The sequence below is a fragment of the Mesorhizobium sp. CA7 genome, assembly GCF_020165015.1.
Lineage (GTDB): Bacteria > Pseudomonadota > Alphaproteobacteria > Rhizobiales > Rhizobiaceae > Mesorhizobium.
Window position 1 is genome coordinate 81657 of the sequence record NZ_JAIUHH010000017.1, and the last position, 14170, is coordinate 95826.

9 protein-coding genes and 1 pseudogene are annotated in these 14170 nt (G+C 59.9%); 5 read left to right on the top strand and 5 right to left on the bottom strand.

The window, feature by feature from the left end; all coding sequences use genetic code 11:
* Nucleotides 1-83: 83 nt before the first annotated feature.
* Complete coding sequence (locus LB552_RS24030; RefSeq protein ID WP_224610649.1) at nt 84-917, bottom strand: AraC family transcriptional regulator; 834 nt, start codon at nt 915-917, stop codon at nt 84-86.
* A 220-nt stretch (nt 918-1137) separates the two neighbouring features.
* On the opposite strand from LB552_RS24030, the gene LB552_RS24035 reads away from it, so the two are divergent.
* A complete protein-coding gene (locus tag LB552_RS24035; protein WP_224610651.1) occupies nt 1138-5184 on the top strand; it encodes an NACHT domain-containing protein in 4047 nt (1348 codons plus the stop codon).
* Nucleotides 5185-5189: 5 nt separating this feature from the next.
* Here LB552_RS24035 and LB552_RS24040 read toward each other — a convergent pair.
* Nucleotides 5190-5372: pseudogene (locus tag LB552_RS24040) on the bottom strand (AraC family transcriptional regulator); the annotation flags it as partial.
* Between the two features lie 387 nt (nt 5373-5759).
* Between LB552_RS24040 and LB552_RS24045 the strand changes: the two are divergent.
* The 3 genes from LB552_RS24045 (at nt 5760) to LB552_RS24055 (ending at nt 9347) form a co-directional block, all read left to right on the top strand.
* Nucleotides 5760-6236 carry a MarR family winged helix-turn-helix transcriptional regulator gene (locus tag LB552_RS24045; protein ID WP_095767923.1) on the top strand — a complete coding sequence of 159 codons (477 nt, stop codon included), beginning with the start codon at nt 5760-5762 and terminating at the stop codon, nt 6234-6236.
* Complete coding sequence (locus LB552_RS24050; RefSeq protein ID WP_224610653.1) at nt 6233-7432, top strand: HlyD family secretion protein; 1200 nt, start codon at nt 6233-6235, stop codon at nt 7430-7432. The genes LB552_RS24045 and LB552_RS24050 overlap by 4 nt, the downstream gene beginning before the upstream one ends.
* A gap of 382 nt (nt 7433-7814) precedes the next feature.
* A complete protein-coding gene (locus LB552_RS24055; protein ID WP_224610655.1) occupies nt 7815-9347 on the top strand; it encodes a DHA2 family efflux MFS transporter permease subunit in 1533 nt (510 codons plus the stop codon).
* 30 nt (nt 9348-9377) lie between these two features.
* Here the strand turns inward: LB552_RS24055 and LB552_RS24060 are convergent, their stop codons facing one another.
* Entirely contained in the window at nt 9378-9884 is a 507-nt protein-coding gene (locus LB552_RS24060; protein ID WP_224610657.1) for a CAP domain-containing protein, read from the bottom strand.
* 168 nt (nt 9885-10052) lie between these two features.
* Here LB552_RS24060 and LB552_RS24065 point away from each other — a divergent pair, with 168 nt between their 5' ends.
* Nucleotides 10053-10877 (top strand): DUF2189 domain-containing protein, encoded by an 825-nt coding sequence (locus LB552_RS24065; protein ID WP_224610659.1) that lies wholly within the window; start codon nt 10053-10055, stop codon nt 10875-10877.
* Nucleotides 10878-11101: 224 nt separating this feature from the next.
* On the opposite strand, the gene LB552_RS24070 is transcribed toward LB552_RS24065, so the two are convergent.
* A complete protein-coding gene (locus LB552_RS24070) occupies nt 11102-11734 on the bottom strand; it encodes a LysE family translocator (protein ID WP_224610660.1) in 633 nt (210 codons plus the stop codon).
* Nucleotides 11735-12032: 298 nt separating this feature from the next.
* Complete coding sequence (locus tag LB552_RS24075; RefSeq protein WP_224610661.1) at nt 12033-14006, bottom strand: TadE/TadG family type IV pilus assembly protein; 1974 nt, start codon at nt 14004-14006, stop codon at nt 12033-12035.
* Nucleotides 14007-14170 lie beyond the last annotated feature (164 nt).

A 14170-nucleotide genomic window follows, 5' to 3' on the forward strand; every position in this document is an offset into this window, starting at 1 on the left:
TCTCACTCCGCTGGAACACCCCTCATCCGTCTCGGCGCTGCGCGCCGATCCACCTTCTCCCACAGGGGGAGAAGGGAAAACCATCACCCCTTGACCGGCACCCAGATCTCCAGCCCGCCATTGCCGGTGCGCGCGTCGAATTCGGGCCCATAGCGCTCGAACTCGGGCGCGTCGGCGATCTCGTGGCCCGAGGCCGGCAGCCAGCTGTTCCAGATCGTGTTGACGGTCCGGCGGATGGTCGAGATGTGCTCGCGATGCGAGAATACCGCATGTTTCTGCGCCGGCACCCGCACGCGGTGGAAATCCTTCGGCAGGTCGGAGAAGTCCGTCACCTCGACGCCGACGACATAGTCGAAATTGCCGGCATCGTCGCCATTCGTGCACACGCCATAGAAGACGCCGGGCACTTCGCCCGGAATGTTGCCGATATAAGGGGCGAAGCGCTGCCACTGCATCGGGATGCCGGCGCTGGTCTCGCAGCTGTAGCGCTCGCCGAGCCCGGCGACGAGGAAGGGGCGGCTGGTCTCGAAGCGCGGCGGCTCGAGTGTGGTGAGAAGCGAACTGTCCATCAGAATGGGCTCCACGAGGTCGAGGTTTTCGGTCGAGCCTTGCGCGCGCACCAGCTCCGGCGTGGTGCCGAATTGCTCGCGAAAAGCCCGCGTGAACGCCTCATGCGAGCCGTAGCCGGTATCGAGCGCGACCGAGAGAATGTCGCGCGCGCCGCCGGCCAGCTTGCGCGCCGCTTCGCTGAGCCGCCGCGCTCGCATATAACCCATCACCGATCGTCCCGTGGCCGCGCCGAAGGCGCGCGTCACATGGAAGCGCGACACACCGCTGCTTGCCGCTATCTCGTCGAGGCTGATGGCGTCGGGCAAGTGGCTTTCGACAAACCATAGCGCCTTCTCGGTCGGGTTCATGGCTCCTCGCATTTGGCGGGACGATACTAGCCCTACGCCGCCGGCCAGTTTGATCGAAATTGCGCGCCAGCAAAGAATGATTCATCGATCGGCAGTTACCAACGTAAAAAACCAGTGCGCGTGTCGACTCTCGCTGGTGCGGTTTGTACCTGTAAACAGATTGTAGGGGATATATTCATCGCGGACTGAGCAATCGTCCGACGGTCGCTATAGTGACGGAATGGCATACGATTTCTCTCGATTCTCTACGCAGTCCTTCGAGCGGCTCATCCAAGCGCTCGCATCCGCCGCAGTCGGTGCCACTATTCAAATCTACGGGGCAGGCAAAGACGGTGCTCGTGAAGCAACCTACACCGGACCATGCACAATTGGCAGCAAGGAATGGGACGGCTATATCGTATTCCAGGCGAAATACCATCAGGTAAATGAATCTCCGGTAAAAAATACTTCTTGGCTAATCAAACAAATTGACCAGGAGATGGCCAAGTTTGCTGACTCAAAGAGAGCTCTAAAGCGGCCGGATTATTACGTTATCGCATCAAATGTTCGGCTAAGCGGCGCTGCAGCCGACAAATCGGGCCGAGGCCAAGGAGGAGTTGACAAGGTCTATGCGCATTTGCAGGGATGGGCGAAGAAACTAGGGTTTAGGGATGTCGTTGTCTGGCATTTGGATACAATAAGTACGTTATTGGACGTGCACTCAAACGTACGAACGCTGTTTGAGTTTTGGGTTCAACCGGGTGACGTTCTCGCTGCAATTTTACGCAAACTTGCCGGTCCCAAGCACGAGGACGTTCTTTCGCGGTATCTACGAAACGGCCTGAGGCAGTCACGTGAGATTAAAACGCGAGATATAGGGCAGGCGATCGGCAGGACTGTGATGCTTGAAGAAGTGTTTACGGACCTGCCAATCGATGAGGGAGCCTATGAACAAGAGGCGTTTGATTTTGCAAATCTTAGAGGTGACCGGCAAGACATTGATGATGACTCTGATGCCCCAGAGGTAGACGATGAAATTGAGTTCGGAGATGAATCAGTTTTTGATCATCCCAGAATTCTAGCTCGGCTGATGTCACGATCCGCTGACAAATTCGATCCACAATCTTGGCAATCGTGGGAAGATTCGGTTGAGTGCGATTGCCGTCGCAACACGCCGCTGCCCAATCGGATTGTTCTCTTAGGTGGCCCTGGGCAGGGCAAGTCAACTATAGGTCAATTTTTGGCGCAGCTTTGCCGAGCAAGGTTGTTGCATCAAATGCGATTGACGCAAACGCCTGAGGTGAATAGCGCCATAACGGCTATTCTCAAATGTGCAGCTGCTGAAGGCATCTCGCTCGAAGGGCCGCTCCGATATCCGTTCCATATCGAATTGCCGCGCTTCGCTGACGCGTTAAGTGAAGCGCAGAAGGCAGATGTCGGTTTCTCTATAGTGGCTTACATCGCTAAGCAAATTGCGAAACTTAGCGAAGTCGATATAGACAGTGCGAAACTTCGAGAATGGATAGGGACTATTCCAACCGTCATCATCCTCGACGGATTAGATGAGGTTCCACACAGCGGAAATAGAGTTCAAGTTATAGAAGAAATTGAGCGGCTGATTGATACGCTGCATGAGATAAATGCGGACGCTCTTATATTTTCGACAAGCAGACCGCAGGGCTACCAGGAGGAGCTTGCGCCGAAATTGTGGATGCACTGGAGGCTGGAGCTTTTGAGTCCCGCCGCCGCAATCAAGCTCGCCACACGGGTTGCTCCGATCCTGGTAAGCGAAGATACTCGTCGCGAAGAAATCTTGTCAATTCTCGCTGAGGCGGCAGAGGAAGAAACGACGGCGCCACTTATGACAAGTCCGTTGCAGGTTATGCTGCTGTTTCAATTGGTGTCGACGCACAACAATATTCCTAAAGATCGTTGGACATTATTTTATCGGCACTACGAGACGCTACGTGATCGAGAAATCGCAAAGGGCGGTCCAAGCGGAACAACAATTGGAAGATTTAAGTCGCAGATCGACCGAATTCACTATGACGCAGGCTATCTTCTTCATTTGCGTGCGGAGAGTGCCGGCGGAGCCAATGCCTATTTCACGGTGGAAGAATTCGCGGATCTGGTCGGTAATCAGCTTGCTAGCGACGGTTTTGATGACGTTGGGGGAACGTTGGCGGTAGAGATTGCAGATCTAGCGACCAATCGGCTCGTCTTCCTGCGTTCCCAAATTGAGGGCCAAATAGCCTTTGATGTGAGGTCATTACAAGAATTCATGGCTGCGGCACGGCTGACTACAAGCCCGGAAAGCAGTATCAAGGACCGTCTATTCGAAATTGCCGGTCGAGCCCATTGGCTCCATGTGTTTAAAATCGCTTGTAGTAAGATATTTGCTTCGACCGCTCACGAGGCACTTCGCGAAACCGTCATCGCGCTCATCGACAGTTTGGACGCTGGTGATCGATCCCCCGATGATCGTATCGTCAGGACCGGAGCCAATTTGGCTCTTCAACTGTTGGCGGATGGCACGGCTGCAAGTCTTCCGCTCTATCGCAAGAAGCTTATCTCAAGGGCGGTAAGGGTCCTTTCGGTCCCGCAAAGGTCCATAATCTCGTCGTTGGCGCGCGTTTTGGATCTGAGTCAGAATGCTATCTTAGAGCCAATTTTTGTGGAGGCGATAAACTGCGGCGACGACGTCACCCGCCGAGCGGCGCTTCGCCTTTTGGCGCTATTGACCTATCAAGATAAAGGGCGGCATTTTGCGTGGATTGAGGAACTGCTAGTCTCGTCGTGGCCAAACACTAGTAGTGATTTCTTGGAAGTGTTCGATTCCACGTCGTTTCTTGCTATTCAAGGTGATTTTGTCGCGAAGAGTAGAAAATCACAATGGCAAGCTGAACCAAAGGAGGTCGCATCTTGGGTTGGCGATCTTGGCATTGGAGATCCCGAAGAGGCCGATCCGTCGCCTGATGTTATTGTCTGCGGGGGGCTGCCTCGGTTGCAATCATGTAGGTTAATTGACCAAGACGGCGTGCCAACTGATTTTTCTATTAAGTATTTTAGCATGACATCGGCAATCCAGGTTGACGCGGTGCCTGATGATGCTCTGCCAGTCTGGCACGTTGCCAAGGCCGCAGCGGATTTTTCCAATAATCCGTCGATCGGCAAAGCCGCTGCATTCATGGATCAAATTATAGACCGGAACCAACTAGAGGAGACAAAGTCGCTAGCTCTTCCTTGGGTGCTACATGCCCTGGTGTTTCACGTGGATGGGATCGAAGCGTTGCGGGGCCGGAAGGACGAGGTGGTACGCGGTCGTCACGGGAATCCTTCGACGTGGCGCGAAGCTGAGGTCCGGTGGCAAACCAGGGGCCTAATGCAAATTGAACTTTTTCCGACGAACGGTGCGGGCGGGATTCCGAGCACCTTGGCAAAGAACGGCGCTCCTCCTTTGGTAGGTCGGGTGATCGAACGATCAGGTAGCAGCGCACTCGTCGAATTGCTAGCATTGGCCAAGCGTAAACGCGGAGACAGCTGGGTCCTAAATACGTTACTGTTTTATTTTGTCAGAAACGCGTCGGCAGCGGCTGATGAAAAGCTGATTGATTTTCTGAAGGAAATTCCGATTTCGGATGATGCGACGTCACCTTGGTTGGCTGGGGCCTGGATCAAGGCATTGCCTGACGCGAAGAACAGAGACGAGTTGATAAATCGCTTGCGAAAGCTGATGCCTATTCGACGATGGCTGATCAGTCGCAGTATGGCGGCGTTAGATACCTTAACTGGCATATTCCTCGCTGATCCAACCTTTCGCGAAGTCCTCCAGCCCATTGCTATGCTTCATCGTGCCTTTTATCGAGGGCCAAATGTGGGCGGCTGGAAGATATCAGAGAAAATGATTTTTCATGAGGAGAGCGATACGAACGAAGTGGCCTCAAGTGTTGCTAGCATTAGAATATTGGAAGGATGGGGTACGCAAGGCCCATTGGAAGATGTACGAATGTTGATGCAATCGGAGCACCCTTCAGTGCAATGGTTCTTACATACTCTTTCACGGAACTCGGAGGAGGAAGGGCGGTTACCTATCGTATTAGAGCTTTCGCGAGAGGTCCTCATTCGTAAGAAAGTTAGAGCCGCGCAGACGGCATATGAGAAATTGAGTGATTTTGTGGAAGCGCGGCCTGTGAACTTTACCCAAAGATCAGAGGCCGAGCGACTTAATCTTCCAGAGCAGCTTTTGCCGCCTATGCAGACCACAACTGATGGCGATTACCGCCGCTAAAATATGCGTGCCGCTTCGCTCAAGCGGCGTGCCCGCATATAGCCCATGACCGACCGTCCCGTGGCCGCGCCGAAGGCGCGCGTCACATGGAAGCGCGACACGCCGCCGCTTGCAGCTGTCTCGTCAAGGCTGATGGCGTCGGGCAGGTGGCTTTCGACAAACCACAGCGCTTTCTCGGTCGGGTTCATGGCCCTCGCATTTGGCGCGGCCACACTAGCCCCCGCGCCGCCGGCCAGTTTGATCGAAATTGCGCTTTGAGCGAAGTCGAACGAGTTGACAAGCCAAGGCAATGTACGCCCGGCGTAGCGCACGCACAAAGCGCTCGTTCCTGGCCGCGTCAGTCTCCTTCATCGCCAGATGCGCCTTGAGGAATCGAGCAGTTTCTTTGTAGCCGGCCCCATCCTGATAATCGAGCAGGATGAGGAACTGCGGATTGCCGCCCTACCGGCACCGACCCCTGCACGTTCATCGATCGCTAACCGTAAGGGAGCTTGCCTTGCTGCAACGTCGATTTGCCGGCTTCTGGAACAAAGCGGCCTCTTGAATAGTAAGCACGCTTATTATATATATCGCTCATGGTTTCCGACGGTATCGACAGATTAGGATTTTTGATCCACGACGTGCAGCGCCTGATGCGCAAGCGTTTTGAGGCGCGCGCCAGTGGGTTGGGTCTTTCCTCGGCGCAGTGGCGCCTGCTCGTGCGCGTTGCCAAGGAGGCGGGCGTCGCGCAGGCGCGGCTTGCCGAGCTCCTCGAAATCGAGCCGATCAGCGTCTCCCGCCTGGTCGACCGCATGGAGGAGGGCGGCTGGATCGAGCGTCGCCAGGACGCGACCGACCGGCGCGTGCGCATGATCTTTCCGACCGAGAAGGCGAACGCGGCCTATGCCGACGTCAAGAGCCTGGCGGGCGAGGTCTATGAGGAATCGCTGACCGGCGTGTCGGCGGAAGAACGCCGCGTCCTGATCCGAGTGCTGGACGCCATCGTGCAGAATTTGACGGACGCCGAAACGTCCCTGGAAAAGATGAAGAATACGGAAGGGGCAGCAGCATGAACGCGGCAGCCAAGATAGAAGACGACAACAACGTCACCAAGCTTGCGCCGGCGCAGCCGGTCGCTGAAGCACCGGCCCAGCCGGCGGCCGCTCCGGTTGCGGCGGCTGCCGAGCCGCGGCTCGCTCCGGCGCCGAAGAAGAAGCGCCGCCCCGGACGCTTCCTGTTGATGGTCGCCCTGCCGCTGGCCCTGCTTGCCGGCGGCGCGTATGTCTGGATCACGGGCGGCCGCTATCAGGAAACCGAGAACGCCAACCTGCAGCAGGCCAGGATTTCGGTCGCCTCCGACACGGCCGGCCGTATCGTGCAGGTCGGCATAGCCGACAACCAGCTGGTCAAGCAGGGCGACCTTCTCTTCGTCATCGACCCCGAGCCTTACAAGATTGCGCTCGCCCAGGCCGATGCGGCGGTCGCCGCCGCGCGCCTCAATGTCGAGCAGCTGCGCGCCGCTTACAGCCAGGCGATGGCGCAGGAAAAGTCCGCCTCCAGCGAGGTCGACTATGCGCAGTCGCAATATGGCCGCGCCGCCGATCTCGCGCAGAAAGGCATCAACGCCAAGTCGTCGCTCGACGAGGCCCGCAACGATCTCGACAAGGCCAAGCAGCAGCTCGCCGTCGCACAGCAGGGCATCGTCAGCGCCAAGGCAGCGCTCGGTGGCAATCCGGATATCGAGACCGACAAGCATCCGACCGTGATGGCGGCGCTCGCCGCGCGCGACAAGGCCGCCTACGATCTGGCGCAGACGACGGTCAAGGCGCCGGCCGACGGCATCGTCTACCAGGCCGCGTCGTTCAAGGTCGGCCAGTATGTCGGCGTCGGCACGCCGCTGTTCGCTCTGGTCGAGACGGGCGACACCTGGATCGATGCCAATTTCAAGGAGACCCAGCTCACCAACATGAAGCCGGGCCAGAAGGCCGAGATCGTCGTCGACACCTATCCGGGCCGCACCTTCGAGGCGACCGTGAAAGCCATCGGCGCCGGGACGGGCGCGGAGTTTTCGCTGCTGCCCGCGCAAAACGCCACCGGCAACTGGGTCAAGGTCACGCAGCGCATTCCCGTGCGCCTGGAATTGACCGACCCCGACGCCAAGATGGCGTTGCGCACCGGCATGAGCGCCACCGTCACCGTCGACACCGGCGTGGCGCGCGGCCTGCCGTCGATCTTCGGTCCCGCCACGGCAGGGGAGCAGGCGCGGTAAGACAGCGAGCCCGTCGCGATCCGTCGGGCATTGAGGGGATTGGTCCGGTGGAGACGTGGCAAGGATCAGCAAGGCAAGCCGCATGGCGGCTCGTTCGAAAGCTGAGGCCCGGCCACGGACCCGTTGGTCCTCAGGTTTCCGGGCGGCAGGGATCCGCTCCAACAGAGACTTTCAGTCGATGTAACCCCCACATCGATAGTCGCGTCCCACCGCGATGAAGGTCTCTCAACGAAGGCTTGCCGCCCGGAAACCTAGAGCCGGATGATTTCGGGCCTGTTCGACCTGAAATCTGAATCCGCCTCTAATCAAAGAGATAGAGCAGGATACTTCAGCATCATGCTCTAGCGTACATGTTTTTGTTACCTGCTGGAAGTTCAGCATCATGAGCACGCCCGAACCTTTCAAGGAAGTGCCGCACCGCGGACTGATCACAGTCGCGCTGATGCTGGCGACGATCATGCAGGCGCTCGATACCACGATCGCAAACGTCGCGCTGCCGACCATGACCGGTGACCTCGGCGCCTCGCCCGACAACATCAACTGGGTGCTGACCTCCTATATCGTGGCGGCGGCGATCATGACGCCAGTTACCGGCTGGCTCGCCGACAGGCTCGGCCGCAAGGAGCTGTTCCTCACCGCCGTCGTCGGCTTCACCATCTTCTCCATGCTTTGCGGTCTTGCCTGGAGCCTCGAGACCATAGTGCTCTTCCGCCTGCTGCAGGGCGTGTTCGGCGCGGCTATCGTGCCGCTGTCGCAGACCTTCCTGCTCGACATCAACCCGAAGGAGCGCCATGGCCAGGCAATGGCGATCTGGGGCGCCGGCATCATGCTCGGGCCGATCCTGGGGCCGACGCTCGGCGGCTGGCTGACGGAAAACTTCAACTGGCGCTGGGTGTTCTTCATCAATCTGCCGGTCGGCATCCTCGCCTTCCTCGGCATGGCCGCCTACCTGCCGGTCATCGCCAAGCGCGTGCGCGGCTTCGACTTCTTCGGCTTCGCCATGCTGTCGCTCGGTGTCGGCGCGCTGCAGCTTCTGCTCGACCGCGGCGGCGAGGTCGACTGGTTCAACTCGGCCGAAATCTGGATCGAGCTCGCTCTGTCGCTCACCGGCTTCTGGGTGTTCATCATCCACACGGTGACGGCCGAGCATCCCTTCATCGATCCGAAGATATTCCTCGACCGCAATTTCGTGACCGGGCTGGGCTTCATCTTCGTCATGGGCGTACTGATACTGGCCTCGATGTCGCTGTTGCCGCCGATGCTGGCCAACATCTTCGGCTATCCGACCGTGACCATCGGCGTCGTGCTGGGTCCGCGCGGCATCGGCACGATGATTTCGATGCTGGTCGTCGGCCGCATCATGCACAGGATCGATGCCAGGATCCTCGTCGCCATCGGCTTCCTGCTCACCGCGCAGTCGCTCTACACGATGGCGAGCTTCACGCCGCAGATGGACAATTGGCTGATCATCTCCTCGGGCGTCATCCAGGGCCTCGGCATGGGCATGGTGTTCGTGCCGCTGTCGACGGTCGCCTTCGCCACGCTCGACGCGCGCTACCGCACCGACGCCACCTCGCTGTTCAGCCTGGTGCGCAATCTGGGCTCCTCCATCGGCGTATCGGTGGTCGCGGCGCTGATGGTGCGCAACACTCAGATCAACCACACCGAGCTGTCGGCCTTCATCAATCCGTACAACCCGAACCTGTGGGCCGCTTCTCCGGCGGCCGCCGCCGGCAATCCCCTAGCACTTTCGCAGGTCGACCGCGCAGTGAATGCTCAGGCGATGATGATTTCCTATATCAACGACTTCAAGATCCTGATGGTGATGACGCTGGCCGCCATTCCTTTCGTCATTCTGCTGCGCAAGCCAAAACCGGCACCGGCGGGCGGGGCGCCGGCCGCGCATATGGATTGATAAAGTCGCTGCTCTCAGCCGGCCGCCTTTTCAGCGGCCCAGCACCAGCGCCCAATAGCGCAACGCCGGATCGCGGCCGTCCCGCACATAGGCCAGCCCGAAGCGGCTGAAGTCCTGATCGAGCATGTTGCGGCGATGACCGGCCGAATGCATCCAGATGTCGAACAGCTTCTCAAGGTCGAAGCGGCCCTCGGCGATGTTTTCGGCGGCGGCGCCGCGCACGCCATTGTCCTTCATGCGCGAGGCGAAATCCTTGCCCCAGCCAGTGGTGTGGCTCATGCGCTCGCGCGAGGCCATATAGCCGGCCTGCTGCAGCGCCGCCTGTTCGAGCTGCGCGTCCGGCGTCAGCGTCGGCAGACCGGCGGAGCTGCGGATACTGGCCAACGTCGCTGTCGCGGACGAAGAGACGCCGGCGCCTTCGCCGGTCGGCACGGAGACGGTGCTGCAGGCGGCTATGCCGGCAAGCGCCACCAGGCCGGCGGCCGCGAGCAACGTGCGGCGGTTGAAATCGGGGGAGGTGGTGATCGAGGTGGTCATGCGGCCTCTGATACTGGCGATCGTGGCTTTTGCCGGGCAGGGCGATGAAAATCGCATGAAGCGCGACATTCCCCGGAAGATCGGTTATCATCCCGGCGTTCTTGAAAGTGGCAGCCACGGGCGGCCACCCAGGCGGTGACCGCCCCCGGTATAAAACGGAGGACGGTTATGGCTGGTTTTCATGTCATGGCGGACGCGCGCGGGATGCATGTGCAGCCCACGGTGCGCCACATCACCACGTCGGATCTCTGGGATGCGTTGAGGCTCGGCGCCGAGGATTTCTGGGCCAAGCCGTCGCATTATGTGTTCCTGTGCCTGATCTATCCGATCGTCGGCCTGATCCTGACCCGGTGGAGCTCCGGCTCCAACGCCATCCAGCTCGTCTATCCGCTGATGTCGGGCTTCGCGCTGATCGGGCCCTTCGCGGCCATTGGCCTATATGAGATCAGCCGCCGGCGCGAGCTCGGCATGAGCAGCCGCTGGCACCATGCGCTCGACGTGCGCCATTCGCCGGCGCTGCCGTCGATCGCGGTAATCGGCGTCCTGCTCTTCGCGCTGTTCCTGTTGTGGCTGTTCGCCGCGCAGTCGCTCTACACCAGCCTGTTCGGCGCCGAGCCGCCCGCTTCGGTCGGCGCCTTTGTGCGCGATGTGCTGACGACCGGCAGGGGCTGGACGTTGATCCTCGTCGGCAACGCCGTCGGTTTCGTTTTCGCCGCCGTCGTTTTGGCCACCACCGTCATTGCCTTTCCGCTGCTGCTTGACCGCGATGTCGGCGCCGTCTCGGCAATTGAAACCTCGGCCCGTGCCGTCATGGCCAATCCGCTGACGATGGCGCTTTGGGGGCTTACGGTCGCCGTGTTGCTGGTGATCGGCTCGATCCCGCTATTTGCCGGGCTTGCCGTCGTCATGCCGATCCTCGGCCACGCGACCTGGCATCTCTACCGCAAGGTGGTCGAGCCGGAGCAGATCCGGCCTGTACGCCGGCCGATGTAGATGTGATGGCTCGCCCTTGGGGTGCGTTGAGATTCAGGTCAGGCGGGGTCGAGAATGATGGCTTTCGAGAACCGGCCTACGCCGGCCGTAGCCTTCATAGGGCAAAGACACTTATGAGGGCTTCGGCCGGCGAAGGCCGGAGCGGAGCGTACTGCTGTACGTGAGAACCGGAAGCGCAGACAGCCGTCATTCGCAGGCCGGTCTCACCTGAATATCAATGTGCCCTAGCGCTGCGCCTCGGTCGCCATCCTCAAGGCCAGCGCCGTCAGCACCGTGCCCATCATCCAGCGCTGCACGACCAGCCAGAACGGCCGTCCGGCGAGGAAATTCGCGATCGAGCCGGCCGTCACCGCAATGATGGCGTTGACGGTGAGGCTGATCGAGATCTGCGTCACGCCGAGCACCAGAAGCTGCGACAGAACATGGCCCTTGGCCGGATTGATGAACTGCGGCAGCAGCGACAGGTAGAGCACGGCCACTTTCGGATTGAGCAGGTTGGTCATCAGCCCCATGACGAAGAGCTTGCGCGGCCTGTCCCTCGGCAACTCGCGGACCTGGAAGGGCGAGCGCCCGCCGGGCTTCAGCGCCTGCCAGGCGAGCCACAACAGATAGAGCGCGCCGGCGAAGCGAAGCGCGTCGTAAGCGTATGGCACGGCGAAGATGAGCGCCGTGATGCCGAACGCTGCCGAGACCACATAAAACAGGAAGCCCAGCGCCACGCCGCCGAGTGAGATCAGCCCGGCTTTCGGCCCTTGCGACAGCGAGCGCGAGATCAGGTAGATCATGTTTGGCCCAGGCGTGAGCACCATGCCGAGGCAGATCAGCGCGAAGGTAAGATGATTGGCGGCGTCGGGCATCGGAGTCTCCGGTGGCGACGTGACAATCATCACGCGCCTCGGCGTTAGCAAGAGCATGATTGCGGGAGCTTTTGCGCCAGCGCGGACAATTGGCGAAATCGGCGAAGCTGCCGATCTCCCCCCTTGCGGGGGAGATGCCTCGCAAGGCAGAGGGGGTGCTGTCCCGCCAGCGTCAACAATCTCATAGGGCCTAAGCGGTGACCGGTTAGACAAGGGCTGGCGTTCCTTCACACCCCCTCTGTCCTGCCGGACATCTCCCCGCAAGGAGGGAGATCAGCAGCTTCAGCGCCGGCCCCCTTTACCCAACCACGCGCAAATTCGACAGCTCGTTGGCAATCTCCTTGAAGTTGTCGGAGAGCGTCGCCCCAGTGGCGTTCCAGAACAGCTTGGCCGGTTTGCTGGGATCGGTCGGATCCTTGCGGAAGCGGGAATCGGAAGAGCAGGCCTTCAGCGCGGCCATCGCCTTCTGGTCGCTTGAACTGATAGACGACATGTCGAGCGCCACCGTCATCACCATGATGTTGGCCGCCTTGGCATTGTCGCACAGCTTCGCCAGCTGCTCGTTCATCGCCGCGGTGTAGTTGCTCGACGAATAGTTGAACTGGCCGATGGCGCTCGACGTGCCGCCGAACAGGCGGGTGATCGATGTGCCGTTATAGCCGACGCCGGTATAGCCGTAGGCGGCATAGGTCGACTTGTTGCCGGCCGGATCGGAACTGACCGTCGAATAGGTGTTCTCGCCGTCGGTGAGCACGATGACGACCTTGTCGTTGCCGCGCTCGGATTCCGGACGGCCTTCCGTGAAGGGTTCGGCGCTCGAAACCGTGCGCCAGCCCCAGGCCATGCCTTCGGGCACATTGGTGTTGCCGTTGGGCTGCATCAGGTCGATCGCCGCCTTGATGGCCGCGAGCCCATCTGTTTGGGTGACGTCGGTGAGCGGCGTGATCGGTGTGGTGGTGCAGCTGTAATTCGGCCCGGCGCCCGAGCTCAATACCGGAGCATTGATCGGCCGTGGCATGAAGTATTTGGCCATATTGGACTGCCTGGTCTTGCCGGTGGTGCTCGACGGATCGTCGTTCCACCAGCTGTTGGCGGGGCCATAGGTCACCGGCCTCGGTTCGTCAGGATCCTGTGTGACATACCAATGGTTGCCGGGCTCGTCGGGCGCGAACATCGGCACGAACATGGTCGCCGGATCGCCGATCCCGATACCCGTGTTGTTAGGCCCGCCGGAGGCCGGCGTGTCGTTGACATTGTAGGGATAGGGCCGCACTTCCACGCAACCCTGCCAACTGGCGAACGGGCCATAGGTGTCGTTGTAGTCATATTCGTTGTGGCTGCGCTCGCAGGTATGGTTGTCGCGATATTCGTCGCAGACGACGCGCTTGCTGCCGGCGATGCGTTCGTGGCTGGTGACGACCTTCATATCCCGATAGAGCTCGAAACGGGTTAGTATCTGCCCTTCCTCCGCGCCCCAGCCGGTGCCCTTTTTATACCAGATGCCGTTGATTTTCTGGGCGTATTTGGCGGGAGCGTTCAGCGTCGACCAATCGAAATTCTCGTTGGCGATTGGCGACAGCCCATAGGTGTCCATCCAGGAGGCGTTGTCGTTGTTCGGCCCGACATTGACCGATGCCGCGAACGGCACGAGGCTGAACTGGACCGGCTTGTCGATCTGCTTGATCTGCGCTGCCTGCTGCCCGAGCGTGTCGACGAGCTGCTTGGCCGCCTGCTTGAGCAGGTCGATGCGCTTCTGGCCCGTGCCTGTGCCCGGTGTTGTCATCGAGCCCGAATTGTCGAGCACCATCGCCACTTCCAGCGTGTTCTTCAGCCGCACCTGGGAGTCCATGGCAAGGTTGATCGACTTGTTCGCATCGACCGTGGATGCGCCGACTAGCAGCGAGGAGGACGGGTAGAAGTAAGGGTGATAGTTCAGCGTCGCGCTCATCGTGAGCAGACCGCCGCCGGCCTGGCTGGTGGGCAGCGTGATTTTGAGCGAGATGTCGGCGGGGTCGATGTTGCTCAAATTGGCGTTGAAGAAGTCGACCGCATAGGCTCTGATCTGGTCATCCGTGGCGCCTTCGGCAAGCCGCCGCGCCGCGGCGAAATTGGCGGCGTCGAGCGCGTTGAGCACCATCTGCTTCTGGCGGTTGAGCTCGCTGAAATCGACGGCCATCGCCACTGCTCCCATCAGCGGCACCATGGCGATTGCGGTCATGAGCGCATAGTTGCCGCGGCGGTCACGGCAGAATTGATGCCAGAATTTGCGCATTTTTCTCGAGCGGCCCCCCGCCGGCGGATTCTCTGTCGGGCGACATTTCCACAAAACGCTGAAGGACCAGTTTGGCAAACCCCTCGATTGCTTAACGGCGACTTCACCAGCCGCTAACCAAATCATTTCCGATGGTGCGCTGCACGATGAAAACGCCCGCCTGG